Annotated in this window: 28 protein-coding genes; 13 read left to right on the top strand and 15 right to left on the bottom strand. The window is 65.4% G+C overall.

The genetic code is table 11. The features are described 5' to 3' along the window. From ACFPQ5_RS09360 to mltG, 7 genes are all read right to left on the bottom strand, one after another. Window positions 1–523 (bottom strand): ankyrin repeat domain-containing protein (locus ACFPQ5_RS09360; protein ID WP_379760055.1); only part of this gene is annotated, 523 nt, incomplete at its 3' end. 1 nt (window position 524) lies between these two features. Then, window positions 525–1,307 (bottom strand): TatD family hydrolase, encoded by a 783-nt coding sequence (locus ACFPQ5_RS09355; protein ID WP_379754003.1) that lies wholly within the window; start codon window positions 1,305–1,307, stop codon window positions 525–527. Window positions 1,308–1,416: 109 nt separating this feature from the next. After that, complete coding sequence (locus tag ACFPQ5_RS09350) at window positions 1,417–1,938, bottom strand: GNAT family N-acetyltransferase (RefSeq protein ID WP_379754000.1); 522 nt, start codon at window positions 1,936–1,938, stop codon at window positions 1,417–1,419. Window positions 1,939–1,956: 18 nt separating this feature from the next. Further along, window positions 1,957–2,334, bottom strand: coding sequence for a PilZ domain-containing protein (locus ACFPQ5_RS09345; protein ID WP_379753997.1), 378 nt, complete (start codon window positions 2,332–2,334; stop codon window positions 1,957–1,959). 10 nt (window positions 2,335–2,344) lie between these two features. Next, the gene (locus ACFPQ5_RS09340; protein WP_379753994.1) at window positions 2,345–3,373 is read right to left on the bottom strand and encodes a DNA polymerase III subunit delta'; all 1,029 of its coding nucleotides are present in this window, start codon (window positions 3,371–3,373) and stop codon (window positions 2,345–2,347) included. Further along, window positions 3,370–3,984 carry a dTMP kinase gene (tmk, locus tag ACFPQ5_RS09335; RefSeq protein ID WP_379753991.1) on the bottom strand — a complete coding sequence of 205 codons (615 nt, stop codon included), beginning with the start codon at window positions 3,982–3,984 and terminating at the stop codon, window positions 3,370–3,372. The genes ACFPQ5_RS09340 and tmk overlap by 4 nt, the downstream gene beginning before the upstream one ends. Then, window positions 3,981–4,982, bottom strand: a complete 1,002-nt coding sequence (mltG, locus tag ACFPQ5_RS09330) for an endolytic transglycosylase MltG (RefSeq protein WP_379753989.1) — start codon at window positions 4,980–4,982, stop codon at window positions 3,981–3,983. Before mltG ends, tmk begins: the two co-directional genes overlap by 4 nt. Before the next feature lie 99 nt (window positions 4,983–5,081). Between mltG and ygfZ the strand changes: the two genes are divergently transcribed. Genes ygfZ through ACFPQ5_RS09315 form a run of 3 tightly spaced genes read left to right on the top strand, consistent with a single transcriptional unit; the run spans window position 5,082 to window position 7,163 of the window. After that, window positions 5,082–6,143, top strand: a complete 1,062-nt coding sequence (gene ygfZ / locus ACFPQ5_RS09325; RefSeq protein ID WP_379753986.1) for a CAF17-like 4Fe-4S cluster assembly/insertion protein YgfZ — start codon at window positions 5,082–5,084, stop codon at window positions 6,141–6,143. A gap of 1 nt (window position 6,144) precedes the next feature. Next, the gene (locus tag ACFPQ5_RS09320) at window positions 6,145–6,429 is read left to right on the top strand and encodes a DUF4936 family protein (protein WP_379753983.1); all 285 of its coding nucleotides are present in this window, start codon (window positions 6,145–6,147) and stop codon (window positions 6,427–6,429) included. Then, complete coding sequence (locus tag ACFPQ5_RS09315; protein WP_379753980.1) at window positions 6,420–7,163, top strand: NRDE family protein; 744 nt, start codon at window positions 6,420–6,422, stop codon at window positions 7,161–7,163. The genes ACFPQ5_RS09320 and ACFPQ5_RS09315 overlap by 10 nt, the downstream gene beginning before the upstream one ends. Before the next feature lie 147 nt (window positions 7,164–7,310). Here the strand turns inward: ACFPQ5_RS09315 and ACFPQ5_RS09310 are convergent, their stop codons facing one another. The 4 genes from ACFPQ5_RS09310 to ACFPQ5_RS09295 are packed head-to-tail and all read right to left on the bottom strand — an operon-like array spanning window position 7,311 to window position 10,572. Continuing rightward, window positions 7,311–8,207, bottom strand: a complete 897-nt coding sequence (locus ACFPQ5_RS09310) for an SDR family oxidoreductase (RefSeq protein ID WP_379753977.1) — start codon at window positions 8,205–8,207, stop codon at window positions 7,311–7,313. A gap of 9 nt (window positions 8,208–8,216) precedes the next feature. Next, complete coding sequence (locus ACFPQ5_RS09305) at window positions 8,217–8,999, bottom strand: SDR family oxidoreductase (RefSeq protein WP_379753974.1); 783 nt, start codon at window positions 8,997–8,999, stop codon at window positions 8,217–8,219. 48 nt (window positions 9,000–9,047) lie between these two features. Then, a complete protein-coding gene (locus tag ACFPQ5_RS09300; protein ID WP_379753971.1) occupies window positions 9,048–9,350 on the bottom strand; it encodes a Dabb family protein in 303 nt (100 codons plus the stop codon). A gap of 43 nt (window positions 9,351–9,393) precedes the next feature. Further along, complete coding sequence (locus ACFPQ5_RS09295) at window positions 9,394–10,572, bottom strand: acetyl-CoA C-acyltransferase (RefSeq protein ID WP_379753968.1); 1,179 nt, start codon at window positions 10,570–10,572, stop codon at window positions 9,394–9,396. A 316-nt stretch (window positions 10,573–10,888) separates the two neighbouring features. Between ACFPQ5_RS09295 and ACFPQ5_RS09290 the strand changes: the two genes are divergently transcribed. Further along, a complete protein-coding gene (locus ACFPQ5_RS09290) occupies window positions 10,889–12,589 on the top strand; it encodes an MFS transporter (protein ID WP_379753965.1) in 1,701 nt (566 codons plus the stop codon). A gap of 80 nt (window positions 12,590–12,669) precedes the next feature. Here the strand turns inward: ACFPQ5_RS09290 and ACFPQ5_RS09285 are convergent, their stop codons facing one another. From ACFPQ5_RS09285 to ACFPQ5_RS09275, 3 genes are all read right to left on the bottom strand, one after another. Next, window positions 12,670–13,299 carry a helix-turn-helix transcriptional regulator gene (locus tag ACFPQ5_RS09285; RefSeq protein ID WP_379753962.1) on the bottom strand — a complete coding sequence of 210 codons (630 nt, stop codon included), beginning with the start codon at window positions 13,297–13,299 and terminating at the stop codon, window positions 12,670–12,672. Then, window positions 13,296–14,540, bottom strand: a complete 1,245-nt coding sequence (locus ACFPQ5_RS09280; protein WP_379753959.1) for an MFS transporter — start codon at window positions 14,538–14,540, stop codon at window positions 13,296–13,298. The genes ACFPQ5_RS09285 and ACFPQ5_RS09280 overlap by 4 nt, the downstream gene beginning before the upstream one ends. 124 nt (window positions 14,541–14,664) lie before the next feature. Then, a complete protein-coding gene (locus tag ACFPQ5_RS09275; protein WP_379753956.1) occupies window positions 14,665–16,752 on the bottom strand; it encodes a 3-hydroxyacyl-CoA dehydrogenase NAD-binding domain-containing protein in 2,088 nt (695 codons plus the stop codon). A gap of 168 nt (window positions 16,753–16,920) precedes the next feature. On the opposite strand from ACFPQ5_RS09275, the gene ACFPQ5_RS09270 reads away from it, so the two are divergent. The 3 genes from ACFPQ5_RS09270 (at window position 16,921) to ACFPQ5_RS09260 (ending at window position 20,201) form a co-directional block, all read left to right on the top strand. Next, entirely contained in the window at window positions 16,921–17,682 is a 762-nt protein-coding gene (locus ACFPQ5_RS09270; RefSeq protein ID WP_379753953.1) for a hypothetical protein, read from the top strand. A gap of 108 nt (window positions 17,683–17,790) precedes the next feature. Next, the gene (locus ACFPQ5_RS09265) at window positions 17,791–18,387 is read left to right on the top strand and encodes an MEDS domain-containing protein (protein WP_379753950.1); all 597 of its coding nucleotides are present in this window, start codon (window positions 17,791–17,793) and stop codon (window positions 18,385–18,387) included. Window positions 18,388–18,389: 2 nt separating this feature from the next. Further along, a complete protein-coding gene (locus tag ACFPQ5_RS09260) occupies window positions 18,390–20,201 on the top strand; it encodes a putative bifunctional diguanylate cyclase/phosphodiesterase (protein ID WP_379753947.1) in 1,812 nt (603 codons plus the stop codon). 117 nt (window positions 20,202–20,318) lie between these two features. Here the strand turns inward: ACFPQ5_RS09260 and ACFPQ5_RS09255 are convergent, their stop codons facing one another. After that, window positions 20,319–21,968 (bottom strand): 3-(methylthio)propionyl-CoA ligase, encoded by a 1,650-nt coding sequence (locus tag ACFPQ5_RS09255; protein WP_379753944.1) that lies wholly within the window; start codon window positions 21,966–21,968, stop codon window positions 20,319–20,321. A gap of 279 nt (window positions 21,969–22,247) precedes the next feature. Between ACFPQ5_RS09255 and ACFPQ5_RS09250 the strand changes: the two genes are divergently transcribed. The 6 genes from ACFPQ5_RS09250 to ACFPQ5_RS09225 all read left to right on the top strand — a co-directional run bounded on the left by ACFPQ5_RS09250 (window position 22,248) and on the right by ACFPQ5_RS09225 (window position 26,757). Then, the gene (locus tag ACFPQ5_RS09250; RefSeq protein ID WP_379753941.1) at window positions 22,248–23,642 is read left to right on the top strand and encodes a protein adenylyltransferase SelO; all 1,395 of its coding nucleotides are present in this window, start codon (window positions 22,248–22,250) and stop codon (window positions 23,640–23,642) included. Window positions 23,643–23,662: 20 nt separating this feature from the next. Next, a complete protein-coding gene (gene msrB, locus ACFPQ5_RS09245) occupies window positions 23,663–24,058 on the top strand; it encodes a peptide-methionine (R)-S-oxide reductase MsrB (RefSeq protein ID WP_379753938.1) in 396 nt (131 codons plus the stop codon). Window positions 24,059–24,074: 16 nt separating this feature from the next. Further along, entirely contained in the window at window positions 24,075–24,707 is a 633-nt protein-coding gene (locus ACFPQ5_RS09240) for a septation protein A (RefSeq protein ID WP_379753935.1), read from the top strand. Next, complete coding sequence (locus ACFPQ5_RS09235) at window positions 24,704–24,994, top strand: BolA family protein (RefSeq protein ID WP_379753932.1); 291 nt, start codon at window positions 24,704–24,706, stop codon at window positions 24,992–24,994. Before ACFPQ5_RS09240 ends, ACFPQ5_RS09235 begins: the two co-directional genes overlap by 4 nt. Window positions 24,995–25,114: 120 nt before the next feature. Beyond that, window positions 25,115–25,897 (top strand): peptidylprolyl isomerase, encoded by a 783-nt coding sequence (locus ACFPQ5_RS09230; protein ID WP_379753929.1) that lies wholly within the window; start codon window positions 25,115–25,117, stop codon window positions 25,895–25,897. A gap of 80 nt (window positions 25,898–25,977) precedes the next feature. After that, window positions 25,978–26,757 (top strand): peptidylprolyl isomerase, encoded by a 780-nt coding sequence (locus ACFPQ5_RS09225; protein ID WP_379753926.1) that lies wholly within the window; start codon window positions 25,978–25,980, stop codon window positions 26,755–26,757. Window positions 26,758–26,917 lie beyond the last annotated feature (160 nt).

The following is a 26,917-nucleotide window of genomic DNA, read 5'->3' as shown; positions in this document are numbered from 1 at the left end:
CCATCATCATCGGCGTGTAGCCGCCGCTCTTCGGTGGCGAGACGGCGTCGACCTTGGCGCCGCGCGCCAGCAGCAGACGCACGATGTCGTCGTCTCCGGCCGCCGCCGCGTAATGCAAGGCCGTCCAGCCGGGCTGGTTGACCTTCGCGCCCTTGGCCAGCAGCAGCTCCACAGCCGGCCGGTTGCGCTTGAAGGCGGCCATCATCAGGGCGGTGTTGCCGTTGCCGGCCTTCGTTTCCAGATTGGTGCCGGGGTGCTCGAGGAAGACCTTCACCACCTTCATCGCATCCTCGCGCAACGCCTGCACCAGGCCCGGCTCGCCGCCGATCGGATTGGGCTGGTTGGCGTTGACCACGCTGCCGAGCATCTCGCCCACGGTTTTCGCATCGTCGAGCTGCACGGCGCGGAAGAAGGTGGTCAGTTCGGACGGGCTGGGCGGACGCACTGCCGCGGTCGACACACCGCAGGCCAGGGCGGCGGCAAGGACGATTCCTTCGAGGACGAGACGGCGGCGTGCTTGCATGTCAGGCCTTTGCGTGCTGGAACAGGTTGAAGAAGTTCTCGCTCGTGCGGTCCGCGACTTCGCGCAGCGGCACGTCCTTCAGGTTGGCGATGAATTCCGCCACGTGGGCCACATAGCCCGGCTCGTTCATCTTGCCGCGGTAGGGCACCGGCGCGAGGTAGGGCGAATCGGTCTCGATCAGGATACGGTCCATCGGCACCGCGCGCGCCACCGCCTGCAGGTCCTTGGCGCTCTTGAAGGTGACGATGCCGGAAAAGGAGATATAAAAGCCCATCTCGATCGCCGCTTCGGCCACTTCCAGCGACTCGGTAAAGCAGTGCATCACGCCGGCCACGCCGCCGTCCTTCGTCCCTGCGCCCTCTTCCCGCATGATGCGAATGGTGTCGGCGCTGGCCGAGCGGGTATGGATGATCAAGGGTTTGCGCGTCGCGCGCGACGCCCGGATATGGGTGCGAAAGCGCTCGCGCTGCCATTCGAGGTCGCCCTCGAGGCGGTAGTAATCCAGGCCGGTCTCGCCGATCGCGATGATTTTCGGATGCGCAGCCAGTTCGACCAGTTGCTCGACCGTTGGTTCCGGCGTGTCTTCGTAGTCGGGATGGACGCCGACCGAGGCGTAAATGTTGGGATATTGCTCGGCCAGGGCGAGCACCGAGGGGAAGTCCGGCAGGTCGACCGAGACGCACAGGGCGTGGGTGACGCGGTTCTCGGCCATCTTGGCCAGGATCTCGGGCATCCGGGCGGCCAGCTCGGGGAAATTGATGTGGCAGTGGGAATCGATGTACATGGCCCGTATTGTACGGGGTGCGGGCGACACGCGTCACGCGGTCCCGGTGCGGGCACATCGAGGTCTGTAACCGCGTGGAGTCAGGACTCCACGCGGTTACAGTGCCCGATCAGTCGACGACGCGTTTCCCCAGAATGATCAGGTCACGCTCGATCCCATCCAGGTTCGCCACCCGCGGAAAATTCGCCCAGGTCTCGAATCCAAACTTGCGGAACAGGGCCAAACTCGGCACGTTGTGCCCGAAAATGAACCCGAGCAACGTGTGCACTTTAATGCGAGGCGCAAACGCAATCGCCTGCTCCAGGCAATACCGCCCCATCCCCTTGCCGCGCCATTCCTCGTCGATGTAGATCGACAGCTCAGCCGTCCCCGAATAAGCCGGACGGCCATAAAAATTCGAGTACGACATCCAGCCGATCACGGTCGGCTCGTCCGACACGTCGTTAGCATCGTGAATTACCCACAGCGGCCGGCGCTCGGGCGTATGCTCGTTGAACCAGGCTTCGCGCGAGGCGACGCTCACGGGTTCGGTGTCGGCGGTGACTTCCCGCGAGGCGATGGTGGAGTTATAGATGTCGACGATGACGGGCAGGTCGTCGCGGCGGGCAAGACGGTGTACGTAGGACGGCATGGAACGGTGAGGAGAGGATTACAGGGTATGCGTGGCGCGCGAGGAACGCAGCGCCGCGCCGAGGATTTCTTCGATGCGGGCCTTGGCGCGCTGGCCGGTTTCGTCGGCCGGGAACTGCACGCCGATGCCTTGCGCCTTGCTGTTGTTGGCGCCGGCCGGGGTGATCCAGGCGACCTTGCCCGCGATCGGGTATTTGTTCGGGTCGTCCATGAGGGAGAGGATCAGGTAGACCTCGTCGCCCATTTTATAGGGTTTGGTGGTCGGCACGAACATGCCGCCGTTCTTCAGGAAAGGCATGTAGGCCGCGTACAGGGCCGCCTTTTCCTTGATCGCCAGCGACAGGACCGACGGCCGCGGCACGAGCGAAGCGTTCGGGTCGGTGGTATTGCCAGTCATGACGGTCCTTTCACACCGGGGCGCAGCATGCTGCGTAATCCAGCAACATGTCCTCCACAAACAGCTTGGCCGACAGCGGATGGTCGGCCACGGCGCGCCGTTCGTTGGTGGACTTGATTGCACGTAACAGGTTCGCAGTGTGCACGTTGCCGGCCAAGGCTGCAAGTTCCTTCTGGTAGCGCGGATAGTAGCGCACGGTGCCGGCCAGCTTGCTTGCGAGCAGGTCGTACAGCCAGCGCTGCTGCCAGGACACGAGGGCGCTCAAAGGCGTCTTGCTCAGCTTGTCCGCCTGGCGCAGCGCCGACTCGACGTTCGGACGCGCCAGGAAACCGAGCAGGGCATCGAGCTCCTCGCGGTTGCCGCTGCCCGAGCGCTCCAGCGCCGCCAGCGGTGCGCCGCCCTCCTCGCGCAGCCAGCTGTCGGCGTCCGGCACGCCCTGCTCCTTGAGCCAGGCCAGCGCCGCGGCATGCTCGGGCATGGGCAACGCGAACTTGCGGCAGCGCGACAGGATCGTCGGCAGCAGGCGGTCCAGCCCGTTCGAAGCGAGCAGGAACACCGTGCCCGGCGGCGGCTCTTCCAGGGTTTTCAGCAGCGCGTTCGAGGCCGGCATGTTCAGCGCTTCCGCCGGATACAGCACGACCACGCGCAAGCCCTGGCGGTGCGTCGAGATGTTCATGAAGTCGGCCAGCGAGCGGATCTGCTCGATCTTGATCTCTTTCGAGGGCGCCTTGGTCGACTTCGCCTTCTTGTCCTCGCCGCCTTCCTCAGATTCGGCCGCCGGCTCGTCTTCCAGCGCTTCCGGACGCACGCGGCGGTAGTCGGGGTGGTTGTGCTGCAGGAACCAGCCGCAGGAGGCGCAGCTGCCGCAGGCCTGGCCGTCGGGCTGCACGTTCTCGCACAGCAGCGACTGGGCGAAGGCTTCGATGAAGCCCGACTTGCCGATGCCGGCCGGGCCGTGGAACAGGATCGCGTGCGGCATGCGCCCACGCATGGCCTGGAGCTGGGTCCAGGCGGTTTGCTGCCAAGGGTAGATCGTCACAACAACTTCTCCAGCGCCTCGGCAATCTTCGTTTGCGTTTCCGCGATGCTGCGCGTCGAGTCGATCACAGCGAAGCGCGCCGGGAACTGCTGGGCGCGGCGCAGGTACTCGGCGCGGCAGCGGGCAAAGAATTCGCCCTGCTCGCGCTCGAATTTATCCAGGGTGCGGGTCGCGTCCAGGCGCTCGCGCGCCACCTCGAGCGGCACGTCGAACAGCAGGGTCAGGTCGGGCTGCAGGTGCGGATGCACCCAGGCTTCCAGCGCCTCCATCTTCGAACGGTCCATGCCGCGCCCGCCGCTCTGGTAGGCGAAGCTGGCATCGGTGAAGCGGTCGGACAGCACCCAGGAACCGGCATCCAGCGCCGGTTCGATCACCTGCGCCATGTGCTCGCGGCGGCTGGCGAACATCAGCAGGGCTTCGGTTTCCAGATGCATCTTTTCGTGCAGCAGCAGCTCGCGCAGTTTTTCGCCCAGCGGCGTGCCGCCCGGCTCACGCGAGGACACCACCGTCTTGCCGCGCGCCTGCAGGAATTGGGTGACGAAGCCGATGTGGGTCGACTTGCCGGCGCCGTCGATGCCTTCGACGGTCAGGAATTTGCCTCTGACGCTCATGGCTTCGATATGCCGCGCTGGTACTGGTTCACAGCGCGGTTGTGCTCGTTCAGGTTTTCCGAGAAATGGCTGGTGCCGTCGTTGCGCGAGACGAAGTACAGGGCCTCGGTCTTGGCCGGCGCCAGGGCCGCGCTCAGCGACTGCACGCCCGGCAGCGAGATCGGCGTCGGCGGCAGGCCGTAGCGGGTGTAGGTGTTGTACGGGGTATCGGTAGTCAGGTCTTTCTTCGCGATCTTGCCCTCGTAGCGCGCGCCCATGCCGTAGATTACGCTCGGATCGGTCTGCAGCATCATGCCGGTGCGCAGGCGGTTGACGAACACGCCGGCGATCATCGCCCGCTCGCTCTTCTGGCCCGTTTCCTTTTCCACGATCGAGGCCATGATCAGCGCTTCGTACGGGGTTTTATATGGCAGGTTGGCGTCGCGCTTTTCCCAGGCCGCGTTCAGGCGGTTCAGCAGCATCTGGTGTGCCTGCTTGTAGATCTGCAGGTCGCTCGAACCCTTGGCGAACAGATAGGTGTCGGGGAAGAACAGGCCTTCGGGCTCTTTATAGTCGGTCGAGATCTTCGCCATCAGCTCGGCGTCGCTCATCTTGACCGTTTCGTGGCGCAGGGTCTTGGCGGCGGCGATTGCTTCGCGCATCTGGCGGAAGGTCCAGCCTTCGATGATGGTGAGGGCTTCCTGCGCGTATTCGCCGCGCACCAGTTGCGTCAGCAGGCGGCGCGGCGAGGTATTCGGTTTCAGCTCGTAGCTGCCGGCCTTGATGCGCGCGCTCTGGCCTGTAACGCGCGCCAGGATCTGGAACAGCGTCGCGTTGACGGGCACGCCGGCCTGCACCATCTGCTGTGCGGCCGCGCCGACGCCGCTACCGGGCGTGACGGTAAAGGCGATCGGCGGTTCGCCCGTGGTGAGCGGCTGCTTGGACCACCAGCTGAACGCGCCGATGCCGACGATGGAAACGACCACGGCCGTGATGAGTGTTTTTTTTATGAAAGCCATTCTGATTTTCGGGTTTACGGCGCTCTCGGCGCGAAATGCTCGACAACTCTATAATGAGGCCGTAATGATAAAGCCTAAACCGCAAAGCATATTGCATTTATGAGCAACTGGACAGACTATCTAGCAAGCCACGGGGCCCGCTTCCATATCGACGAGGCCACCCAGGTCGAAGATTTCGGCCGCACCCTCTCCGCCGCCGACCTGGCGGGCGGTTTCGTCGCCCCCGTCACCGACCTCGGCCTGATCGCCGTCGCCGGCGAGGAGGCGGCCAAATTCCTGCACAGCCAGCTGACCAACGACGTCGAGCACCTCGGTCCGAACGAGGCGCGCCTGGCGGGCTTCTGCACGCCGAAAGGCCGCCTGCAAGCCACCTTCCTGATGTGGCGCAGCGAGGACGGCACCGTCTGGCTGCAACTGCCGCGCGCCATCCAGGCGCCGCTGCAGAAGCGCCTGACCATGTTCGTGCTGCGCACCAAGGCCAAGCTGCGCGATGCGACCGAAGAAGAAAACGTCGCCGCCGTGCTCGGCTTCGGCGGGATGAAGGCCGAGGCCGCCCTGCGTGCGCAGGGTCTCGACCTGCCGGCTGCGCCGTACGCCGTGGTGCACGGCGAGCGCGGCACGGTGATCCGCCTGGCCGATGCCTTCGAGGCGCCGCGCTTCCTGTGGCTGACCTCCAGTGCGACCGCACAGGCCGCCTTGCCGGCACTGGGCGCCGAACTGGCCCTGGGCGGCAACGCCGCCTGGCACCTGTCCGCGATCCACGCCGGCGTGCCGCAGGTGAGCGCCGCGACCCAGGAGCAGTTCGTCCCGCAGATGATCAACCTCGAACTGCTCGGCGGCGTGAATTTCAAGAAAGGCTGCTATCCAGGCCAGGAAATCGTCGCGCGCAGCCAGTATCTCGGCAAACTGAAACGCCGCACGGCGCTGGCCAGCGTCGAGAACGCCGCCGCGCGCGCCGGCGACGAAGTGTTTTCCACGAGCGACCCCGAGCAGCCCTGCGGCATGGTGGTGAACGCCGCGCCGAACGGCCTCGGCGGCGCCGCCCTGCTGGTCGAGATGAAGCTGGCCGCGCTCGAAGAAGAGGTGCACCTCGGCTCCGCCGCGGGCGCGCCGCTGCGCTTCCTGCCCATGCCCTACGCGCTGGACGCGCTCGATCTCTAGCATGGTCGACCTCTACGTGTATTACAAGGTGCGCGACGAAGACGCCGAACGCCTCGCGCACCTGGTCTGCGCCCTGCAGACCCGGGTAATCCAGCCCGGCCATGCGCGCCTGCTGCGCCGTCCGGAAAGCAAGGACGGCCTGCAGACCTGGATGGAAGTCTATCCGGACGTGCCGGAAAGCTTCGCCGCCACGCTGGAAGACGCGGTCGCAGGCGCCGGCCTCGACGGGCTGCTGCAAGGCCCGCGCCACGTCGAAGTGTTTACGGAGATCCCGCCATGTGCCTGATCGTTTTCGCCTGGCGCGTGATCCCCGGCGTGCCCGTGATCGCGGTCGCCAACCGCGACGAATTCTACGACCGCCCGGCCGCCCCGGCCGCGCCCTGGCCCGAACATCCGAACCTGATCGCCGGCCGCGACCTGGAACACGGCGGCAGCTGGATGGGCATCACGCGCGAAGGGCCGAACGGTCCGAAATTCGCCGCGCTGACCAACATCCGCGCGCCGGGCGAGCGCCGCGCCGACGCGCCCTCGCGCGGCGAGCTGGTGGCGGATTTTCTGAAGGGTTCGTGGACGGCCGCCGAATACCTGGAGATGATCGCCGCCCGCGGCGACGTCTACAACGGCTTCAACCTGGTGCTGGGCGACCGCGAGAACCTGTACTGGTACTCGAACCGCGCCGGCGACGATCCTCGCAATGGCCAGCCTCTGGAAGCCGGCCGCATCTACGGCGTCTCGAACGGCTTGCTGGACGCGCCCTGGCCGAAGGTCACGCGCACCAAGGCGCAGTTCGCCAGCCTACTGTGCCAAGGGGCGCCGGAAGATGCGTATTTCGAGATGCTGGCCGATACGACGCGGGCGCCGGACATGCGCTTGCCGGAGACGGGTGTGCCGCTCGATCTGGAACGAGTGCTGTCGGCGGTGTGCATCGAGACGCCGGGCTACGGGACGCGGACCTCGACGGTGGTGAAGTTATACGAGAACGCGCCGGCTGAACTCCACGAACGGATCGTACGGCCGTAGGGCGGGCATGCCCGCGCGTGACGCTCGCATCGTGTTGGCGGGGTCTTTCCTCAAACGAAGCCAACACAATGCGACATCCACGCGCGGGCATGCCCGCCCTACGATTCGCCGTCCCGGATTTAATGATCACCGGGCCGGCGGATCGGTTTACATCTTCGAACGGAGCAGCTCCGTCACATGCGGCGTCGCCGCATACGGATCCGGCGGATTCTTCCCTTCCACGATCGCCTGCATCCGCTCCTGCACGCCACCCAGCGCCTGCGGATGCGAGTAGATGTAGAAACGCCCTTCGCGGATCGCCTCGAAGGTGATGCGCGCCACGTCGCTCGCCGACACCTTGCCCGACTCCACCGCCTTCGAGGTCAGCGCCTGGGCCGCCATCTGGCTCGCCGTCGGACGCGCATCCGGCTTCAGTTCTTCCGGCCGGTTGCGATGCGACTGGTGGATCCCGGTCGGCACGAAGTACGGGCACAGCACCGAGGCCCCGATCGGCGCGTTCACCAGCGCCAGGTCGTGGTACAGGGTTTCCGACAGCGACACCACCGCATGCTTGGACACGTTGTAGACACCCATCGCCGGCGCGTTCAGCAGGCCCGCCATCGAGGCCGTGTTGACGATGTGGCCCTCGTAGTCGGGATCGCGCCGCGCGCATTCGAGCATGGCGTGGGTGAAGACGCGCACGCCGTGGATCACGCCCCACAGGTTCGCGCCCAGCACCCATTCCCAGTCGGCTTCCGTGTTTTCCCAGATTAGGCCGCCCGAGCCGACGCCGGCGTTGTTGAACACCAGGTGGATGCCGTGGAAGCGCGCAATCGCCGCGTCCGCCAGTTCCTGCACGTGGGCGCCTTTGCTCACGTCGCAGACCATGGCCAGCACTTCGACATCCTTGGCCAGCAGTTCGTCGGTGACGCGCTCCAAGGCATCGGCCTGGACGTCGGCCAGCACCAGCTTCATGCCCAGCCCACTTGCGACCAGCGCGAATTCACGGCCCAGGCCGCTGCCGGCCCCGGTGATGACGGCCACCTTGCCGCTGAAGTTCTTCATGCTGCCTCCTCAGACCGCGGACACGCCGCCGTCGATGGCCAGGATCTGGCCAGTGATGTGCTTGCTGGCGTCCGAGGCGAACAGCACCACCGCGCCCTTCAGGTCTTCGTCGTCGCCGAGGCGGCCCAGCGGCGCGCCCTTGGCCAGCTTGTCGACGCCGATATTTTCCAGCACGCCCTTGGTCATTTTAGACGGGAAAAAGCCTGGCGCAATCGAGTTGACGGTGATGCCGTGACGTCCCCATTCGCCCGCCAGCGTACGCGTGAAATTGATCACGGCACCTTTCGAGGTGTTGTAGGCGATGGTCTGCATCGTCCCCGGACCGTTGCCGGCGAGACCGGCGATCGAGGAGATGTTGATGATCTTGCCGTAGCGGCGCGGGATCATCGACAGCTTGCCCACCGCCTGCGACACCAGGAAAATGCTGCGCACGTTCAGGTTCATGACCTTGTCCCAGGCTTCGAGCGGATGCTCTTCGGCCGGGGCGCCCCAGCTGGCGCCGGCGTTGTTCACGAGGATGTCGATCTGGCCGAGGCGGCGCAGCGCTTCCTCGACGAAAGGCTGGACGTTGGCTTCCTTCTGCAAATCGACCGCGATGGCGGACGCCTCGATGCCGCGCTCCGCCAGATGGGCGACGGCTTCGTCGAGTTCCTCCTGCTTGCGCGCCGAGATCACGATGCGCGCGCCCTGCTCGCCGAGCGCCTCGGCCATCTGCAGGCCGAGCCCGCGCGAGCCGCCGGTCACGAGGGCGGTTTTACCTTGCAACGAAAAAAGTTCCTGAGTCTTGCGCATGCTGTCTCCGTATTGTTATGAGTGGGTGCTTCGCGGTTCGGTAGCTTCCTAGACTTCGTAATCCATGCACTGGCGTCCTTCCCGGATCGCTCCGATGAAGGGCACCAGCGCCTTGTGCGTCGGGTGCACGGCATAGGCCTCGAGCGCCGCCTTGTTCTCGAATTCCGAGTACAGGACCACGTCGTAGGTCGCTTCCAGGCCCGGCTGGGCCAGGGTCACTTCGAAGGTCAGGATGCCCGGGACGATGTCGGCGCATTCGTCGAGACGGCGCTTCATCTCGCGCGCATTCGTGAGGCGGTCCGCGCCTTCGGCCTCGTCCTTGAGCTTCCACATGACGATGTGTTTGATCATATCTTTCTCGAATCTCAGCAGTCAGTTTGAATGGTTTTATATATCACAGGACTTCGAACAGGCCCGCCGCGCCCTGCCCGCCGCCGATACACATCGTCACCACGACGTACCTGACGCCGCGGCGCTTGCCCTCGAGCAGCGCGTGGCCGACCAGGCGCGCACCGGACACCCCGTAAGGATGGCCAACCGCGATCGCGCCGCCGTTCACGTTCAGGCGGTCCATCGGGATACCCAGCTTGTCGGCGCAGTACAGCACCTGCACGGCAAAGGCTTCGTTCAGTTCCCACAGGCCAATGTCGCCCACCGTCAGGCCCGCCTTCTGCAGCAGCTTCGGCACCGCGAACACGGGACCGATGCCCATCTCGTCCGGCTCGCAGCCTGCCACGGCGAAGCCGCGGAAAGCGCCCAGCGGCTGCAGGCCTTTCGATTCGGCCATGCCGCGGCTCATCAGGATCGAGACCGAGGCCCCGTCCGAGAACTGGCTGGCATTGCCGGCGGTGATCACGCCGCCCGGCAGCGCGGTGCGGATCTTCGACACGCCTTCGATGGTCGTATCGGCGCGGATGCCTTCGTCGGCGGAAATGGTCACTTCGCGCGTGAGCAGCCGGCCCGAAGCCTTGTCGGCCACGCCCATCACGGTCGTCATCGGCACGATCTCGGCATCGAACAAGCCGGCGGCCTGGGCGGCAGCTGCGCGCTGCTGGCTCTGCACGCCGTAGGCATCCTGGCGCTCCTTCGAAATCTCGTAGCGCTTGGCGACCGTCTCGGCCGTCTGCAGCATCGGCCAGTAGATTTCCGGCTTGTGCGCGCGCAGCCACGGGTCCTGCAGCATGTGGGTATTCATTTCCTGCTGCACGCAGGAGATCGATTCGACGCCGCCGGCGGCCAGGATTTCGTTCTCGCCGGCGATGATGCGCTGGGCCGCCAGGGCGATGGTCTGCAGGCCCGAGGAACAGAAGCGGTTGACCGTAATGCCGGGCACCGTGGTCGGGCAGCCGGCGCGCAACGCGATCTGGCGCGCGATGTTGGCGCCGGTCGCGCCCTCCGGATTGGCGCAGCCGATGATGACGTCCTCGACTTCGCCGGATGCGATGCCGGCGCGCTCGATCGCGGCGGCAAGCACGTGGCCGCCGAGCGTCGCGCCATGGGTCATGTTGAAGGCGCCCTTCCACGACTTGGCCAGGCCCGTGCGGGCGGTCGATACGATCACTGCGTCTTGCATGCTGGTCTCCCTGGTTGTTGGTGTGTTGGTGTTTGGACCAGACGAGAATAGCATAATTAAGTACGACCGTTCGCAAATCTTCTGACCGGCCTCAACGTGTTGTTCCGGATCTTTGTTGGGGCCGGCATTGTCCAATCATTGAGACATGAATCCGCTCCGCTTTTACACCTTGACCCGTCAAGCGATCGCGTCAATTAACTGTAAGTTTCGGGTAAGTTTGGAGCAAGCATGACGTAAGTTTAACGGTCCACACTGCGACGCAGCTGACGAAGTTTCGGCTAAATCCGACGCATTAAACAATATACGGAGACAAAAAATGGCTATCACACCCGGCATGACCGCGGGCGGCAAGGCAGCGCCTGCTTCCCAGGGGATGACCAAGGAAGAACGCAAGGTGATCTTTGCGTCCTCCCTCGGCACCGTTTTCGAATGGTACGACTTCTACCTCTACGGTTCGCTCGCCGCCATCATCGGCAAGCAGTTCTTCCTTGGTGATCCCACCACCTCCTTCATCTTCGCCCTGCTCACCTTCGCAGCCGGCTTCATCGTCCGTCCGTTCGGCGCGCTGGTCTTCGGCCGCCTGGGCGACATGATCGGCCGCAAGTACACCTTCCTGGTCACCATCCTGCTGATGGGCGCCTCGACCTTCGTCGTCGGCCTGCTGCCGGGCTATGCCACGATCGGCATCGCGGCGCCGATCATCCTCGTCACGCTGCGCATCCTGCAAGGCCTGGCGCTGGGCGGCGAATACGGCGGCGCGGCCACCTATGTCGCCGAGCACGCCCCGGAAGGCAAGCGCGGCGCCTTCACCGCCTGGATCCAGACCACCGCGACGGCCGGCCTGTTCCTGTCGCTGCTCGTGATCCTGGCCACCCGCACCGCCATCGGCGAGGAAGAGTTCATGGCCTGGGGCTGGCGCATTCCCTTCCTGATCTCGGTCGTCCTGCTGGGCGTCTCGGTCTGGATCCGCCTGTCGATGAACGAATCGCCGGCATTCGCCAAGATGAAGGCCGAAGGCAAGACCTCGAAGGCCCCGCTGTCGGAAGCCTTCCTGAACTGGCGTAACGCCAAGATCGTCATCCTGGCCCTGGTCGGCCTGACGATGGGCCAGGCCGTGGTCTGGTACACCGGCCAGTTCTACGCCCTGTTCTTCCTGACCCAGACCCTGAAGATCGACGGCCCGACCGCCAACATCCTGATCGCCATCGCGCTGGCACTGGCGACGCCCTTCTTCATCGTGTTCGGCTCGCTGTCGGACAAGATCGGCCGCAAGTGGATCATCCTCGGCGGCTGCGTCATCGCCGCGGCGACCTACTTCCCGATCTTCAAGGCCATCACCCACTACGGCAACCCGGCCCTCGAGCAGGCGATCGCCACCTCGCCGGTGACCGTCGTCGCCGACCCGTCCACCTGCCACTTCCAGGTCGACCCGACCGGCACCAAGAAATTCCCGTCCTCCTGCGACATCGCCACCCGCATGCTGACCAACGCCTCGGTGAGCTACACCACCGTCGACGCCCCAGCCGGCTCGGTCGCCCAGATCAAGGTCGGCGACAAGGTCATCCCGTCCTTCAACGCCACCATGACCCCGGACGGCATCGATTTCGTCAAGGACGACAAGGCCCGCCAGACCGCGCTGAACAAGGAAGTCGTCGCCACCCTGAAGACGGCCGGCTATCCCGAGAAGGCCGATCCGAACGCGATCAACAAGCCGATGCTGGTGCTGCTGCTGTTCATCCTGGTGATCTACGTGACCATGGTCTACGGCCCGATCGCAGCGATGCTGGTCGAGATGTTCCCGACCCGTATCCGCTACAGCTCGATGTCCCTGCCTTACCACATCGGTAACGGCTGGTTCGGCGGCCTGCTGCCGACCATCTCCTTCGCACTGGTGGCAGCCAACGGCAACATCTACTACGGCCTCTGGTATCCGATCATCATCGCCCTGATCACGGTCGTGATCGGCGGCCTGTTCGTGCGCGAAACCAAGGACAACAACATCTACGCCGCCGACTAAGCGCAAGCTGGCCGGACACTGAAATGCCGCTGGAAACAGCGGCATTTTTTTTGCTCCCTCTCGTCGGACAGGCGTTGCCATCAGCCCTGTCCGGCCTCGCTCACCAGGTAGGAGCAGCGGCGCGCACCCTCGAGCTGGTGCTCGATGCGCACCACGACGGTCGACGGTCCGAGCACGCGGCGAAACACCTCCAGCTCCGAACGGCAGAACTGCTGGCAGGCCTGGGCCGCAGTACAGATCGGGCAATGGTTCTCGTGCAGGAGCACGCTGCCGTCGACCCGCGGCTCGGTCGTGGCCATGTAGCCTTCATGCGTGCGCGCCGCGGCCAGCGCCTCGACGCGCTCGTCGAGCGTCCATTTGCCGGCCAGGCGCTCGCGGTACGCGCGCTCGCTGGCCTCCTCGCGGCTGGCGATGAGTTTTTCCAGTCCCGTTTCCCCGAACAGCGTCCGTACGCCCTGGATCAGGTCGAGCGTCAGCTCGGCATGCCGGTCCGGGAAGCGCGCATTGCCGCTCTCGGTCAGCATCCAGCGCCGCACCGGACGTCCAACCTTGCCGGGACTGTCCTGGAAGCGCACCAGCCCGGCGTCGACCGCCGCTTCCAGTTGGCGCCGCACGCCCATCGCCGTCAGGCCCATCAGCGCGGCGAGCGTTTGCGCCGTCTGCGGGCCGCGGGTCTTCAGCAGCATCAGGATCTGGTCATAGGTATTCATCGCAGCTCCACCGCCTGCGCGGCCACGCTGACGGCGCGCCGGCTCCAGTTGCGCATCGCCAGCGCAGCCCACAGGGCCAGCGCGCCGCCCAGCACCAGCACGATCCGGGTGTCGACCAGCGCCAGCGCGCCGCCGGCCAGGGCCATCACGATATTGGCCAGGCAGAAGGTCGTCGAGAGCAGGCCCATGACGGCGCCCTGGCCGTAGCCGGCGAACTGGTCGGCCGCCCAGCCCTGCACCGTCGCGTTGTAGTAGGCGTGCGGCAGGCCGAACAGGACGATGGCGGCCAGGCCGACGCCCAGGCTGCCGAAGCCGACCGCCAGGATGCTCAAGGCCGCCAGCCCGGCCTGGATGCTGGCGCGCCGGCGCGGTTCGGTGCTGCTGGCGCGCCCCGCGAACAGCGCGGCGCCCGTCATCAGCGCGCACATGCCCATGTTCACGAAGGCGATCTCGCGCACCGCATAGCCGCCCACGTCCACCAGCCAGAGCGGGAAGAATTCGTAGAAGGCGGCGACGCCGCAGGCATAGGCGAAGTGGACCGAGAAGAGCGTGCGCAGCGGCGCATGGCGCAGCAGCGTGAACGCATGCCGCTCGCGCGCCACCCGCCACCAGCGCTCCCCGGCTTTCGCTGCGGCCGTCCCGCGCTCCAGTGCGCTGGCGGCCAGCAGCGCGCCCACCAGCAAGGCGCCCGCCGCAATCGTGAACGGCAGCGTGATCGAGACCCCGACCGTGAAACCCGCCAGCAGCGGCCCGACCAGCCAGCCGAGGTGAAACGCCCCGTTCAGCCACGACAGCGCATGGTTGCGCAGCGGGCCCTCGACACGCTCGACCACCATGGCGCGCATGATCGCGCCATTGCCTTCCAGCAGGCCGGTCACGAAACGCGCCAGCAGGAACAGCGGATAGGATTCGGCCACCAGCGCCGCCGCCGTCAGCGCGTGCCCGGCCGCGGCGCCGATCGCGGTAGCCAGCAGGATGCGGCGGCGGCCCAGACGATCGGACACGGCCCCCAGCACCGCGCTCCCGATCAGCAGTCCGAGTGGATTGACCATCAGCGCAATGCCGAGCAGGAGTTTCGGCGGCAGTCCGAGGAAGGCGCTCAAGCCATTGCCCACGTCGCCGGCAAACAGCGGCGCGAGGATCGGATACGGCAGCGAGGCGCCGGTCGTCGACAGCAGCCCGAGCAGGCAGAGGCTGGCGATCAGCAAATGGGTCCTGGCAGGCGGGGCGTGGGAGCTCATGCGTCCATTCTCGGCCCAGCCCGACAATAAGTAAACAATAATGTTGCTTTATTCGAGCAGCAGCCCGAAAACGATAACGCCGCTGGCGTGCAGCGGCGTTACCGGTCAAGACAAAAACAAGGACTTAGCCGTTAAAGCCCTTGCCCTCGCTCGCCAGGCGCGCCAGCAGCGGCGCCGGCGTCCAGGCATCGCCATGGCGGCCGCGCGCGAACTTGCGCATGGTCTCGAGCACGTTCGGCAGGCCGACCGTGTCCCCGTACAGCATCGGGCCGCCGCGGTGCAGCGGGAAGCCGTAGCCGGTCAGATACACCATGTCGATGTCGGACGCGCGCAGGGCGATGCCTTCTTCCAGGATCTTCGCGCCTTCGTTCACCAGCGCGAACACCAGGCGCTGGACGATCTCTTCGTCCGATACCTGGCGCCGCTCGCCGCCGGCAGCCTGCACCTGCGACTGGATCAGGTCCGTGACGACCGGCGACGGGTAGGCAGTGCGGTCGCCCGCCTTGTAGTCGTACCAGCCGGCGCCGGTCTTCTGGCCGAAGCGGCCCTGTTCGCACAGCAGGTCCGGCACCTTCGAATACACGACCTCGGGCTGTTCGATCGCGCGGCGCTTGCGGATGTACCAGCCGACGTCGTTGCCGGCCAGGTCGCTCATGCGGAACGGGCCCATGGCGAAGCCGAAGCGCTCGATCGCCTTGTCGATCTGCTCCGGCAGTACACCCTCTTCCAGCAGGAAGAAGGCCTGGCGCAGGTATTGTTCCAGCATGCGGTTGCCGATGAAGCCGTCGCACACGCCGGAGACGACGCCGGTCTTCTTGATCTTCTTGGACAGCGCCAGTGCGGTGGCCAGCACGTCCTTGCCGGTTTCCTTGCCGCGCACGATTTCCAGCAGCTTCATCACGTTGGCCGGGCTGAAGAAGTGCAGGCCGATCACGTCCTGCGGACGTTTCGTGAAGGCGGCGATCTTGTCCAGGTCCAGGGTCGAGGTGTTCGAGGCCAGGATCGCGCCCGGCTTCATGGTCGCGTCCAGCTGGCGGAACACGGTTTCCTTCACGCCCAGGTCTTCGAACACGGCCTCGATCACGATGTCGGCCTGGGCGATGTCTTCATACGACAGCGTGCCGGTGATCAGGCCGATGCGCTGGCCCGCCTTTTCCGGGGTCAGCTTGCCCTTCTTGACGGTGTTCTCGTAGTTCTTGCGGATCGTCGCCAAACCTTTGTCCAGGGCCTCCTGCTTCGTTTCCAGGATGGTCACCGGGATGCCTGCGTTGGCGAAGTTCATGGCGATGCCGCCGCCCATTGTGCCGGCGCCGATCACGGCCGCCTTCCCGATGCTGCGGGTCGGGGTGTCGGCGGGTACGTCCGGCACCTTGCTGGCGGCGCGCTCGCCGAAGAAGGCGTGGCGCAGGGCTTTCGATTCCGTGGTCTGGGCCAGCGCCAGGAAGCGCTCGCGCTCGTACTTCAGGCCATCCTCGAATTTCATCGTGACGCTCGCTGCCACACACTCGACGCATTCGAGCGGTGCGGGGAAGGCGCCGGCCATGGCTTTCACGGTATTGCGCGAGAACTGGAGGAAGGCTTCGGCGTTCGGATAGTCGACTTTCAGCTTGCGCACCGTCGGCAGCGGACGGACGTCGGCGATGCCGTTCGCGAACTCGACGGCGGAGGAAACCAGGTCCGCGCCTTCCGCGAACACTTTATCAAACAGCCGGGTCTCGGCCAGCTTTTCCGACAGCACCGGGTTACCCGAGACGATCATGTTCAGGCCCTGCTCGAGGCCGACCACGCGCGGCAGGCGCTGGGTGCCGCCGGCGCCCGGCACCAGGCCGATCTTCACTTCCGGCAGGCCGATCTGGGCGCCCGGGACGGCGACGCGGTAGTGGCAGCCGAGCGAGAGCTCGAGGCCGCCGCCCATGCAGACGCCGTGGATGGCGGATACCACCGGCTTTTCCAGGTTCTCGGCGGTGGCGATCAGGGTGTGCAGGGTCGGCTCGGTCAGGGCTTTCGGCGAATTGAACTCGCGGATGTCCGCGCCGCCCGAAAACACCTTGCCGGCGCCCGTGATCACGACCGCCTTGACGGCCTCGTCCTGCTCGGCGCGGCGCAGCGCCTCGACGGCCGCGGTGCGCGTCGCCATGCCGAGGCCGTTGACTGGGGGATTGTTCAGGGTGATGACGGCAACGCTGCCATGCACGACGTAGTCTGCACTCATGTCTCTTCCTTTTTAGTAGTTGAACCTGCACTTTTAACTATAACTGAAAAAAGTACGGTCGTCTTATTCCCTGAGCTTAAAATCCGCCCCTGCTGCACGCAATCGGATCGCGGCGCCCGCGCCTGTGCCACAATGCCGGGTTCGCGTTACCGACCGCCGGGTAAAAACATGGAAAAACTGATTGCCGAATTGATGCGCCTGTTCGTCCAGGACGGCGCCGCCGCACCCGAGCTGCTGGCGCGCCAGCTGCAGGGCGAGGAAGTCGAGACAAGCGATTTGCTGTCCTCGGGCGGCCTGACGCGCGCCATCGCCATTCCTTTCGAGGGCAAGGATGGCCCCGAGGGCGAACACTGGAAGCACTTGTGCGAGGCGGCAAATGCCCTGCAGACGGAACATGGCTTTCCCGCGCCGGCCGTCAGCGTGACCGGCCTCGGCTATTGCCTGTGGATCTCGCTCGCGGCGCCCATCCCGAATGCCCAGGCCCGCCAGTTCGTGCGCAGGATCCGCCAGGCCTGGCTGCCCGAACGTGCGGCGCGCGGCGAGGTCAGGACGCCGCCGCTGCCGCCCTGCCTGGACGCCCGCAGCGGCCACTGGGCCGCCTTCATCCATCCCGGCATGGGCGCCTCCTTCCTCGAGGAACCCTGGCTCGAGCTGGCGCCGCCGCCCCTGGCCCAGGCGGCGTTCCTGGAAGGCGTGGAAAGCCTCGCGCCCGACCGCTTCGCCGACGCCTTCGCGGCGCTGGCGCAGCCGGATCCGGCGCTGTCCGCACCGGCACCGGCTCCGGCGGCTCCGCCCGCGCCGGCCGCGCCTTCCGCCCCGGACGGCCTGCTCCTGAAAGACGCGACCCTGGAAGACATCGTGCGCCACCTGCACGCCCTGAACATCGAACCGACCTTCCGCCACCTGCTACCCGAGCCCGGCAAAGGCTGAGTCCGCCCGCTGGCACGATACGCGGGGGTTCACCCCTTTTTCACGGGTGGAGGTGTATCCTGTCCGCATGGAGCGCCTACATGGGCTCGCCACGACACGGAGGAGTTCATGGCGGAGACAAGGCGGCATATCTGTCTCGGGTTCACGGAGGAACGCTATCCGGAAGGCACCCATATCTGCTACCTGTACAACAGCGACGAAGAGCGCCGGCGCATCCTGCCCCTCTTCGCGCGCCACGCGCTGCTGGAAAACGAGGCCTTCGGCTACCTGGCCGACGTCGACACCCGTGCGGAGCTGCCGGGTGCGGCTGCCGCGCTCGACCTGACCCACGCGCTGGCAGGCCCGGCCGACCAGGTGCAGCTGCTGACTACGCGCGAAGGCTATTACCCGGAAGGAAAATTCGACGCCGACGGCATGCTCTCGCGCCTGCGCGCCCAGTATGCCCAGGCCAAGGCCGCCGGCCTGGCCGGTGCCCGTTTCGCCGGCGAAATGGACTGGGCTCTGCGCGGCGTCCCCGGCACCGAGCACATCATCGAGTGCGAGTCGCGCATCAATGAGCTGGTCAAGGAAGCGCCAATCACCATCATGTGCCAGTACGACCTGCGCAAGTTCGACGGCGCCATGATGTTCGACGTCATGAACGTGCATCCGGTGATGATCGTCGGCGGCCACATCCTGCGTAATCCCTTCTACCAGAAGGCCTGAACATGGACGCCGCGGCGGATGCGCAAGACCCGAGTGCGGAAGTGCTCGGGCGCCTGCTCGTCATCCAGCAGGCCGTCGACGCCATCCCCGACGAGCTGCGCATGGCCGATTTCGTGCGCCGCGCGATGTCCGCGGTACCCGGCGTGGCCGACGCTTTTCTCTACCTCGCAGGCGTCAACGAGCCGCCCCCGGAGCTGGCGCCACTGCTGGCGCGCTGCGCCGACAGCATTCCCGATGCGCCGGCCCAGAACCAGCAGCGCGACTTCGGCCCCGACCTGCATTGCTTTCCCATGTATGCGCCGGGCCAGCACCTGGGCTGCCTGGCCATCCACGTCCGCGATGCCGGAGCGCTGCGTCCCTACCTGCCCTTCCTGAGCAATATCTCCAGCGCCATCACGCGCATTGTCGTCGCCCACCGCTACCAGGCGCGGCTGGCCCAGCTCAACGAGGAATTGCGCCAGGCACGCGACCACCTGGAGATGCGGGTGGCCGAGCGCACCCGCGAACTCGAATACCGCGCCACCCACGATCCGGTCACGGGCCTGGCCAACCGCGCCCTGCTGGTCGACCGCCTGCGCGGCGCGATCGCCAATGCCCAGCGCGAGGGCAAAATGGCAGCCGTGGTCTATCTCGACCTCGACAGCTTTTCCTTCATGAATACCGGGCTCGGCAACGATTGCGGCGACGCCTTCCTGTGCGAAACGGCGCGCCGCCTGTCGCGCCTGGTGCGCGACAGCGATACCGTGGCGCGCATCGGTTCCGACGAGTTCGTGATCCTGCTGGCCGGCATGGAAAACGTCGAGCGCAGCAGCGCGCGCCTGTCGGCGATGCTGGCGGCGGTACGCAAACCGGTGGCGCTGGCGGGCAAGGACGTGGTCGTGACGGCCAGCATCGGCGCCTGCGTCTACCCGCTCGACGGCGACGAACCGGAAATCCTGCTGCGCCGCGCCAACACGGCCATGCACCGGGCCAAGGCCTCGGGCAAGGACAACGTCCAGTTCTATGCCAGCACGCGCGACGCCGCCGTCGCGGAACGGATGGAGCTGGAAACCGAACTGCGCCGTGCCATTCCCGCGGGCGAACTGGTGGTCTACTACCAGCCGAAGCTCGACGTGGCCGCCAACCGCTTCGTCGGCGCCGAGGCGCTGGTGCGCTGGCAGCACCCGCGCCACGGCCTGCTGCCGCCCGGCCGCTTCATTCCGATCGCGGAGGATTCCGCCCTGATCGTCGACGTCGGAGAGTACGTGCTGCGCCAGGCCTGCCTGCAGGCAAGGCTGTGGCATGAAGCGGGACACGAGGGGATGAGCGTGGCCGTGAATGTGGCCGCCCGGCAATTACGCGACGAGCGCATCGTCGGCACCGTGCGCGACGTGCTGCGCGAAACAAGCCTGGCGCCGTCCTGCCTCGAACTGGAGATCACGGAAAGCTCGATCATGCACGACCTCGAGCATGCGACGGCGCTGCTGCACGCGCTCAAGGGCCTGGGCGTGTCGATCTCGATCGACGACTTCGGCACCGGCTATTCCAGCCTTAGCGCATTGCGCAACTTCCCGGCAGACAAACTCAAAATCGACCGTTCCTTCGTGCACGAGATCGAAACCGTGTCCAGCGCCGCCGCGGTGGCGCTGGCCGTGATTTCCTTCGCCCGCACCCTGGGCATGCGCGTCAATGCCGAAGGCGTGGAAACCCTCGGCCAGGCCCAGTGTCTGAGGAAGCACGGCTGCGACGAGATCCAGGGTTTTCTACTCGCGCGCCCGGTGCCGGCCGATGAGGTGCAGGCCGTGTTCAGGCAGCCGGGGCTGGCGACCTGGTAGGGTGGACGGATTCTCCGTCCACGCGTTCAAATCACCGAGCTGCAACCGGCGCGATCGGGCATATTCCAACGATCGCCGCGTGGACGGGAGGACCCGTCCACCCTACAGCTTGTTGCATCACGCCGTCGGCAGCTTGTGCTCGCGATACTGGTCGCGCAGGCGGTTCTTCTGGATCTTGCCGGTCGCACCCATCGGCAGCGCCTCGGTGAAGACCACGTCGTCCGGCAGCCACCATTTCGCGATCTTGCCCTCGAAGAAGCCGAGCAACTCCTCGCGCGTGACTTCCTGGCCCGGGCGCTTGACCACGACCAGCATCGGCCGCTCGTCCCATTTCGGGTGGGCGACGCCGATGCAGGCCGCCTGCAGCACGGCTGGGTGCGCCATGGCGATATTCTCCAGGTCGATGCTGCCGATCCATTCGCCGCCGGACTTGATCACGTCCTTGCTGCGGTCCGTGATCTGCATGTAGCCGTCGGCATCGATCGTGGCCACGTCGCCGGTCGGGAACCAGCCGTCCACCAGCACGTCGCCGCCTTCCTCGCGGTAATAGCCAGAGACGATCCACGGTCCCTTCACGTACAGGTGGCCGTAGGTTTCGCCGTCCCATGGCAGTTCCTTGCCGTCGTCGTCGACGATCTTCATGTCGACGCCGTAGATGGCGTGGCCCTGCTTCTGCAGGATCTTGCGCTGCGCTTCCTTCGGCAGGTCTCGGTGCTTGGCCTGCAGGGTGGCGGCCGTGCCCAGCGGCGACATTTCCGTCATGCCCCAGGCGTGGATCACCTGCACGTCGAGCTTGTCCATCAGCGTGTCCATCATCGCCGGCGGGCAGGCCGAGCCGCCGATCACCGTGCGGCGGAAGGTCGAGAATTGCAGATTGTTCTGGATCGCGTGGTTGATCAGGCCCAGCCAGACCGTTGGCACGCCGGCCGAGAAGGTCACGCCTTCCGCCTCGAACAGCTCGTAGAGCGACTTGCCGTCCAGGGCTGCGCCCGGGAACACCATCTTGGCGCCCGACAGCGGCACCGAATACGGCAGGCCCCAGGCGTTGACGTGGAACATCGGCACCACCGGCAGCACGGTGTCGATCGAGGAGACGTTCAGCGCGCTCGGCGAACTGGACGCGTAGGCGTGCAGGATGGTCGAGCGGTGCGAGTACAGGGCGCCCTTCGGGTTGCCGGTCGTGCCCGAGGTGTAGCACAGGGTGGCGGCCGAGTTCTCGTCGAACAGGGGCCATTCGTACTCGTCGCTGCTCGATGCCATCAGGTCTTCGTAGCACAGCAGGTTCGGGATCTTCGTTTCCTGCGGCATGTGCGCGCGGTCGCTCATCAGGACAAAACCTTTGACCGTCTTGCAGTGGCCGGCCACCGCTTCTACCAGCGGCAGGAAAGTCAGGTCGAAGAACAGGTACTGGTCTTCGGCGTGGTTGACGATGTAGGCGATCTGCTCCGGATGCAGGCGCGGGTTGACCGTGTGCATGACGGCGCCGGAACCCGAGACCGCGTAATACAGTTCCAGGTGGCGGTAGCCGTTCCAGGCCAGGGTCGCGACCCGGTCGCCTATCTGCACGCCCAGGCCTTGCAGGACGTGCGCCATACGGCGCGCGCGCACCTCGCACTCGCGGTAGGTGTAGCGGTGCATGTCGCCTTCGACGCGGCGCGACACGATCTCGTTATCCGGAAAATGGCGCGCGGCAAATTCGATGATGCTGGAAATGAGCAGGGGCTGGTTCATCATCTGGCCCATGAGCGGGCTCTTCGGGTAGGACATGTGCGTGGTCTCCTGTGGTCGGATTACTAACTCTCGGTCGAGTGTGATTCGACCCGGCCGGACCCGTCAAGGCCTTTTGATGTTGCGCCGCAGCACGGCCGTGCTTTTCCGTAACGGGATGTAAGTGGCGTTGCAGAACAGGCGTGTGCGAATAGAATCGGCCCCGTACGGTAGAATCGCGCCATCGTCCCATTCACTATTGGAGCTGCCATTACGCCCGACGCACTGACACTGGAGAACGGCTTCGCCGCGCTGCCGCCCGCGTTCTATACCCGGCTGATGCCCACGCCCCTGCCCGCGCCTTATTTCGTCGCGGCCAGCAGCCGCGCAGCCAGCCTGGTCGGGCTCGACCCGGCCGCGCTCGCGCAGCCCGACTTCGTGGCCGCCTTCACGGGCAACCAGCTTCTGCCGGGCTCGGAGCCGCTGGCGGCCGTGTATTCCGGCCACCAGTTCGGCGTCTGGGCCGGCCAGCTGGGCGACGGCCGCGCCATCCTGCTCGGCGAACTCGACGGCCCCGAGGGCCGCATGGAGCTGCAGCTGAAAGGCGCCGGCAAGACGCCCTATTCGCGCATGGGCGACGGCCGCGCCGTGCTGCGCTCCTCGATCCGCGAATTCCTCTGCTCCGAAGCCATGGCCGCGCTCGGTATTCCGACCACGCGCGCCCTGATCGTGACCGGCTCGCACCAGCGTGTGATGCGGGAGAACATCGAGACGGCCGCCGTCGTCACCCGCATGGCGCCTTCTTTCGTGCGCTTCGGTTCCTTCGAACACTGGCACTACCGCGACAAGCCGGAAGAACTGAAAACCCTGGCCGACTACGTGATCGGCGGTTTTTATCCGGAGCTGCGCGATGCCGAGAATCCCTACAAGGCGCTGCTGGCCGACGTCACCAAACGCACGGCGCGCATGATCGCGCATTGGCAGGCGGTCGGCTTCATGCACGGCGTCATGAACACCGACAATATGTCGATCCTGGGCCTGACGCTGGATTACGGTCCCTTCGGCTTCATGGAAGCCTTCGACGTCAACCACATCTGCAACCACACGGACCAGGGCGGACGCTATTCGTATGCGAACCAGGTGGCGATCGGCCACTGGAACTGCTACGCGCTGGGCAACGCCCTGCTGCCGCTGATCGGCAGCGTCGAGGCGGCCCAGGAAGCGCTCGACGTCTACATGCCGGTCTTCGAAGCCAGGCTCGACGAACTGCTGCACGCCAAACTGGGCCTGACGACTTACGACGCCGGCGACCGCGCCCTGTTCGACAGCCTGTTCACCATCATGCAGGGCAGCCACGTCGACTTCACGCTGCTGTTCCGGCGCCTGGGCGACCTGCAGGTCGAGGCGCCGGAGACGGACTCCCCGCTGCGCGACCTGTTCATCGACCGCGCTGCCTTCGACGACTGGGCCGTGCGCTACCGCGCTCGCCTGCGCCAGGAAAACAGCGTCGATGCCGAACGCCGCGCCGCCATGAACCGCGTCAATCCGAAGTACGTGCTACGAAACTATCTGGCCCAGCAGGCGATCGAACGGGCACAGAACGGAGATTACGCGGGCGTGGCCGAGTTGCTTGCCGTGCTGGAGCAGCCTTTCGACGAGCAGCCCGAGCATGAACACTACGCCGCGCTGCCGCCGGACTGGGCGGCCCACCTCGAAGTGAGCTGTTCCTCCTGATTTACTGTAGAAAGACCACCATGACCGATAAAGTGACAAAGACCGACGCCGAATGGCGCGCCCAGCTCGACCCGATGGAATACCAGGTGACGCGCCACGCCGCCACCGAACGCGCCTTCACGGGCAAGTACTGGGACCACCACGAGCACGGCATCTATACCTGCGTCTGCTGCAACACGCCGCTGTTCGAGTCCGACGCCAAGTTCGAATCGGGCTGCGGCTGGCCCAGCTATTTCAAGGCGCTCGACCCCGACAACGTGATCGAAAAGGTCGACCGCACCCACGGCATGGTGCGCACCGAGATCATCTGCGCCGTCTGCGACGCGCACCTGGGCCACGTGTTCCCCGACGGTCCGCCGCCGACCGGACTGCGTTACTGCATCAATTCGGCCGCGCTGTCGTTCAAGGAAATCTGAAGATTAAGAGAAACCCATGAAATTCCTGTTCGACTTTTTCCCGCTGATCCTGTTCTTCGTCGTCTACAAGATCGGCAACGGCAACGAAGCGGCCGCGCTGGCCATCGCCGAGCAATACCTGGGCGGCATGGTCTCGGGCGGCAAGATCCTGGCCGAGCAGGCGCCGACCATGCTCGCCACCGTCGTCGCCATCATCGCCACCATCCTGCAGGTGGGCTACCTGCTGGCGCGCCGGCGCAAGGTGGACGGCATGCTGTGGGTCTCGCTGTTCGTGATCGTCGTCTTCGGCGGCATGACTATCTACCTGCACGACGAGACCTTCATCAAGTGGAAGCCGACCATCATCTACTGGATCTTCGCGGCCGCCCTCCTCATCAGCCAGCTGTTCTTCGGCAAGAACCTGATGCGCAAGGCCATGGAAGAAGCCCTGCCGCTGCCGGACGCCCTGTGGCCGCGCGTCGGCTACACCTGGGTCGTGTTCCTGTTCCTGCTCGGCGCATTGAACCTGCTAATGGCCTTCGTGGTCTACCGCGACAACACGGCGGCCTGGGTCAACTTCAAGGTCTTCGGCATGACCGCGATCTTTTTCGTCTTCACCATCGCCCAGTCGATGCTGCTGATGAAGCACATTCCGCAGGAGGAGGCATGAGTCTGGATAACAAGGTGGACCACCGCGTCGAGCGCATCCAGGAGGCGCTCGAAGCCGCCCTCGCGCCGACCCTGCTCGAGATTTCCGACGACTCGCACCTGCATGCCGGCCACGCGGGCGCAGCCTCCGGCGGCGGTCATTACAGTGTCAAAATCGTCTCGGAACGCTTCCAGGGACTGAGACTCGTCATGCGTCATCGACTGGTGTATGATGCCGTGGCCGATATGATGCGGGCCGAGATCCACGCCCTGGCGATCACGGCCTTGACGCCATCCGAACTGGACTGAGGCCGGTTCAGGATCGCTTAAGACTTTTGACGCATCATTCGTATCGTATTGAAGAACTGCTCTGCAAAAAGAACTAATTCAAATCTCGTCCAAGCAACTCCCTCCACAGGAAATTCAATAATGACTGTTAAGCCAGCACGTCTGCTGTTAGCCCTGATCGCCGTTATCGCGGTACCAGCATTCGCCCAGAACATGGCCGTCGTGAACGGCAAGGCCATTCCGACCTCGCGCGTCGACGCCATCGTCAAGCAGGTCGTCGCCCAGGGCCAGGGCCAGGATTCGCCGCAACTGCGCGAAGCGATCAAGCGCGACCTGATCGCACGCGAAGTGCTGATGCAGGAAGCGATCAAGCAAGGCTACGACAAGAAGCCGGACGTCAAGCAAGCCCTCGACAGCGCCCGCCAGGCCATCGTCGTGAACCAGCTGGCGCGCGACTACATCCAGAAGAACCCGGTCACCGACGCCGACATCAAGGCCGAGTACGACCGCTTCGCCAAGACCCAGGCGGGCGAGAAGGAATACCACCTGCGCCACATCCTGCTGGGCACCGAAGACGAAGCGAAGGCCGTGATCGCCAAGATCAAGGGCGGCGCCAAGTTCGAAGAGCTGGCCAAACAGAGCAAGGACACCGGTTCGGCTGCCAACGGCGGCGACCTGGACTGGGCAGCACCATCGGCCTTCCCGGCCGAATTCGCTGCCGGCTTCACCAAGCTGGGCAAGGGCCAGGTCACCGAAGCGCCGGTCAAGACCAATGCCGGCTTCCACGTCATCAAGGTCGACGACGTGCGCGCCGTGAAGGTGCCTGCCCTGGAAGAGATCAAGTCCCAGATCGCGGAAAGCTTGACCCAGAATAAACTGGCGGCTTACCAAGAGGAAATGGTCAAGAAGGCAAAGGTGCAGTAATATGTTCCACCGGCGCCGTCGCTGGCGCCGGTCTATCGTCGCCAGCGGGCGACTTTTCGAGTTTTTATAGGATCTGAACAATGATTTTGAAGCCAACCCGCCTGTTGCTCGCCATGTCCTTCATCGTGGCAGCACCTGTCTTCGCCCAAAACGTTGCGACCGTGAACGGCAAGCCGATCCCGGCGGCGCGGGTCGACCAGATGGTCAAGCAGGTCGTCGCCCAGGGCCGCGCCACCGATTCGCCGCAGCTGCGCGAACTGATCAAGAAGGACCTGATCGGCCGCGAAGTGCTGATCCAGGAAGCCGACAGGCAGAACGTGGGCGCCCGTCCCGAAGTCAAGGCCGCCATCGACAACGCCCGCCAGAGCATCATCATCAATGCGATGCTGGCCGACTACGTCAAGAAGAACCCGGTCAAGGATGCCGAGATCAAGGCCGAGTACGACAAGGCGAAAGCCGGCGCACCGGACAAGGAATACCACGCTCGCCACATCTTGGTCGAGAAGGAAGAAGACGCGAAAGCCATCATCACCAAGCTCAAGGGCGGCGCCAAGTTCGAAGAACTGGCCAAGCAGAGCAAGGATCCAGGCTCGGCTGCCCAGGGCGGCGACCTCGGCTGGACCGATCCTGGCCGCTTCGTGCCTGAGTTCTCGAAGGCCATGGTCGCCCTGCAAAAAGGCGCCATCACCGACACCCCGGTGAAGACCCAGTACGGCTACCACGTCATCAAGCTGGAAGAAACCCGCCCAGTGACCATCCCGCCGCTGGACCAGGTCAAGCAGCAGGTCGCGGAACAGCTGCAACAGCGCAAGCTCGCCGAGTACCGCGAGTCGCTACTGAAGAAGGCCAAGATCCAGTAATTCGGATCGGCTGAACGAGAAAGGCGCTTCCATGGAAGCGCCTTTTTTATTATGCGTCTGTTCGACGCGATGGTGGGCACGGGGCGCCCACCCTACGGCGCGAGCAGCCATAAGGCCGGCGTCGCTGGAACGGACGTAGGGTGGGCGCCCCGAGCCCACC

Origin of the sequence: Massilia suwonensis (assembly GCF_042655665.1) — a bacterium.
In the GTDB taxonomy this organism is placed as follows: domain Bacteria; phylum Pseudomonadota; class Gammaproteobacteria; order Burkholderiales; family Burkholderiaceae_D; genus Telluria; species Telluria suwonensis.
The sequence above is the reverse complement of the archived record's forward strand: the minus strand, read 5'-3'. Positions and strand labels throughout refer to the sequence as shown.

Excerpts from the sequence above, each read along its gene's own strand:
- ACFPQ5_RS09355 (WP_379754003.1), bottom strand. The coding sequence starts at position 1,307 with ATGTACATCGATTCCCACTGCCACATCAATTTCCCCGAGCTGGCCGCC.
- ACFPQ5_RS09350 (WP_379754000.1), bottom strand. The coding sequence starts at position 1,938 with ATGCCGTCCTACGTACACCGTCTTGCCCGCCGCGACGACCTGCCCGTC.
- ACFPQ5_RS09345 (WP_379753997.1), bottom strand. The coding sequence starts at position 2,334 with ATGACTGGCAATACCACCGACCCGAACGCTTCGCTCGTGCCGCGGCCG.
- tmk (WP_379753991.1), bottom strand. The coding sequence starts at position 3,984 with ATGAGCGTCAGAGGCAAATTCCTGACCGTCGAAGGCATCGACGGCGCC.
- mltG (WP_379753989.1), bottom strand. The coding sequence starts at position 4,982 with ATGGCTTTCATAAAAAAAACACTCATCACGGCCGTGGTCGTTTCCATC.
- ygfZ (WP_379753986.1), top strand. The coding sequence starts at position 5,082 with ATGAGCAACTGGACAGACTATCTAGCAAGCCACGGGGCCCGCTTCCAT.
- ACFPQ5_RS09320 (WP_379753983.1), top strand. The coding sequence starts at position 6,145 with ATGGTCGACCTCTACGTGTATTACAAGGTGCGCGACGAAGACGCCGAA.
- ACFPQ5_RS09315 (WP_379753980.1), top strand. The coding sequence starts at position 6,420 with ATGTGCCTGATCGTTTTCGCCTGGCGCGTGATCCCCGGCGTGCCCGTG.
- ACFPQ5_RS09310 (WP_379753977.1), bottom strand. The coding sequence starts at position 8,207 with ATGAAGAACTTCAGCGGCAAGGTGGCCGTCATCACCGGGGCCGGCAGC.
- ACFPQ5_RS09305 (WP_379753974.1), bottom strand. The coding sequence starts at position 8,999 with ATGCGCAAGACTCAGGAACTTTTTTCGTTGCAAGGTAAAACCGCCCTC.
- ACFPQ5_RS09300 (WP_379753971.1), bottom strand. The coding sequence starts at position 9,350 with ATGATCAAACACATCGTCATGTGGAAGCTCAAGGACGAGGCCGAAGGC.
- ACFPQ5_RS09295 (WP_379753968.1), bottom strand. The coding sequence starts at position 10,572 with ATGCAAGACGCAGTGATCGTATCGACCGCCCGCACGGGCCTGGCCAAG.
- ACFPQ5_RS09290 (WP_379753965.1), top strand. The coding sequence starts at position 10,889 with ATGGCTATCACACCCGGCATGACCGCGGGCGGCAAGGCAGCGCCTGCT.
- ACFPQ5_RS09285 (WP_379753962.1), bottom strand. The coding sequence starts at position 13,299 with ATGAATACCTATGACCAGATCCTGATGCTGCTGAAGACCCGCGGCCCG.
- ACFPQ5_RS09280 (WP_379753959.1), bottom strand. The coding sequence starts at position 14,540 with ATGAGCTCCCACGCCCCGCCTGCCAGGACCCATTTGCTGATCGCCAGC.
- ACFPQ5_RS09275 (WP_379753956.1), bottom strand. The coding sequence starts at position 16,752 with ATGAGTGCAGACTACGTCGTGCATGGCAGCGTTGCCGTCATCACCCTG.
- ACFPQ5_RS09270 (WP_379753953.1), top strand. The coding sequence starts at position 16,921 with ATGGAAAAACTGATTGCCGAATTGATGCGCCTGTTCGTCCAGGACGGC.
- ACFPQ5_RS09265 (WP_379753950.1), top strand. The coding sequence starts at position 17,791 with ATGGCGGAGACAAGGCGGCATATCTGTCTCGGGTTCACGGAGGAACGC.
- ACFPQ5_RS09260 (WP_379753947.1), top strand. The coding sequence starts at position 18,390 with ATGGACGCCGCGGCGGATGCGCAAGACCCGAGTGCGGAAGTGCTCGGG.
- ACFPQ5_RS09255 (WP_379753944.1), bottom strand. The coding sequence starts at position 21,968 with ATGTCCTACCCGAAGAGCCCGCTCATGGGCCAGATGATGAACCAGCCC.
- ACFPQ5_RS09250 (WP_379753941.1), top strand. The coding sequence starts at position 22,248 with ATGCCCACGCCCCTGCCCGCGCCTTATTTCGTCGCGGCCAGCAGCCGC.
- msrB (WP_379753938.1), top strand. The coding sequence starts at position 23,663 with ATGACCGATAAAGTGACAAAGACCGACGCCGAATGGCGCGCCCAGCTC.
- ACFPQ5_RS09240 (WP_379753935.1), top strand. The coding sequence starts at position 24,075 with ATGAAATTCCTGTTCGACTTTTTCCCGCTGATCCTGTTCTTCGTCGTC.
- ACFPQ5_RS09235 (WP_379753932.1), top strand. The coding sequence starts at position 24,704 with ATGAGTCTGGATAACAAGGTGGACCACCGCGTCGAGCGCATCCAGGAG.
- ACFPQ5_RS09230 (WP_379753929.1), top strand. The coding sequence starts at position 25,115 with ATGACTGTTAAGCCAGCACGTCTGCTGTTAGCCCTGATCGCCGTTATC.
- ACFPQ5_RS09225 (WP_379753926.1), top strand. The coding sequence starts at position 25,978 with ATGATTTTGAAGCCAACCCGCCTGTTGCTCGCCATGTCCTTCATCGTG.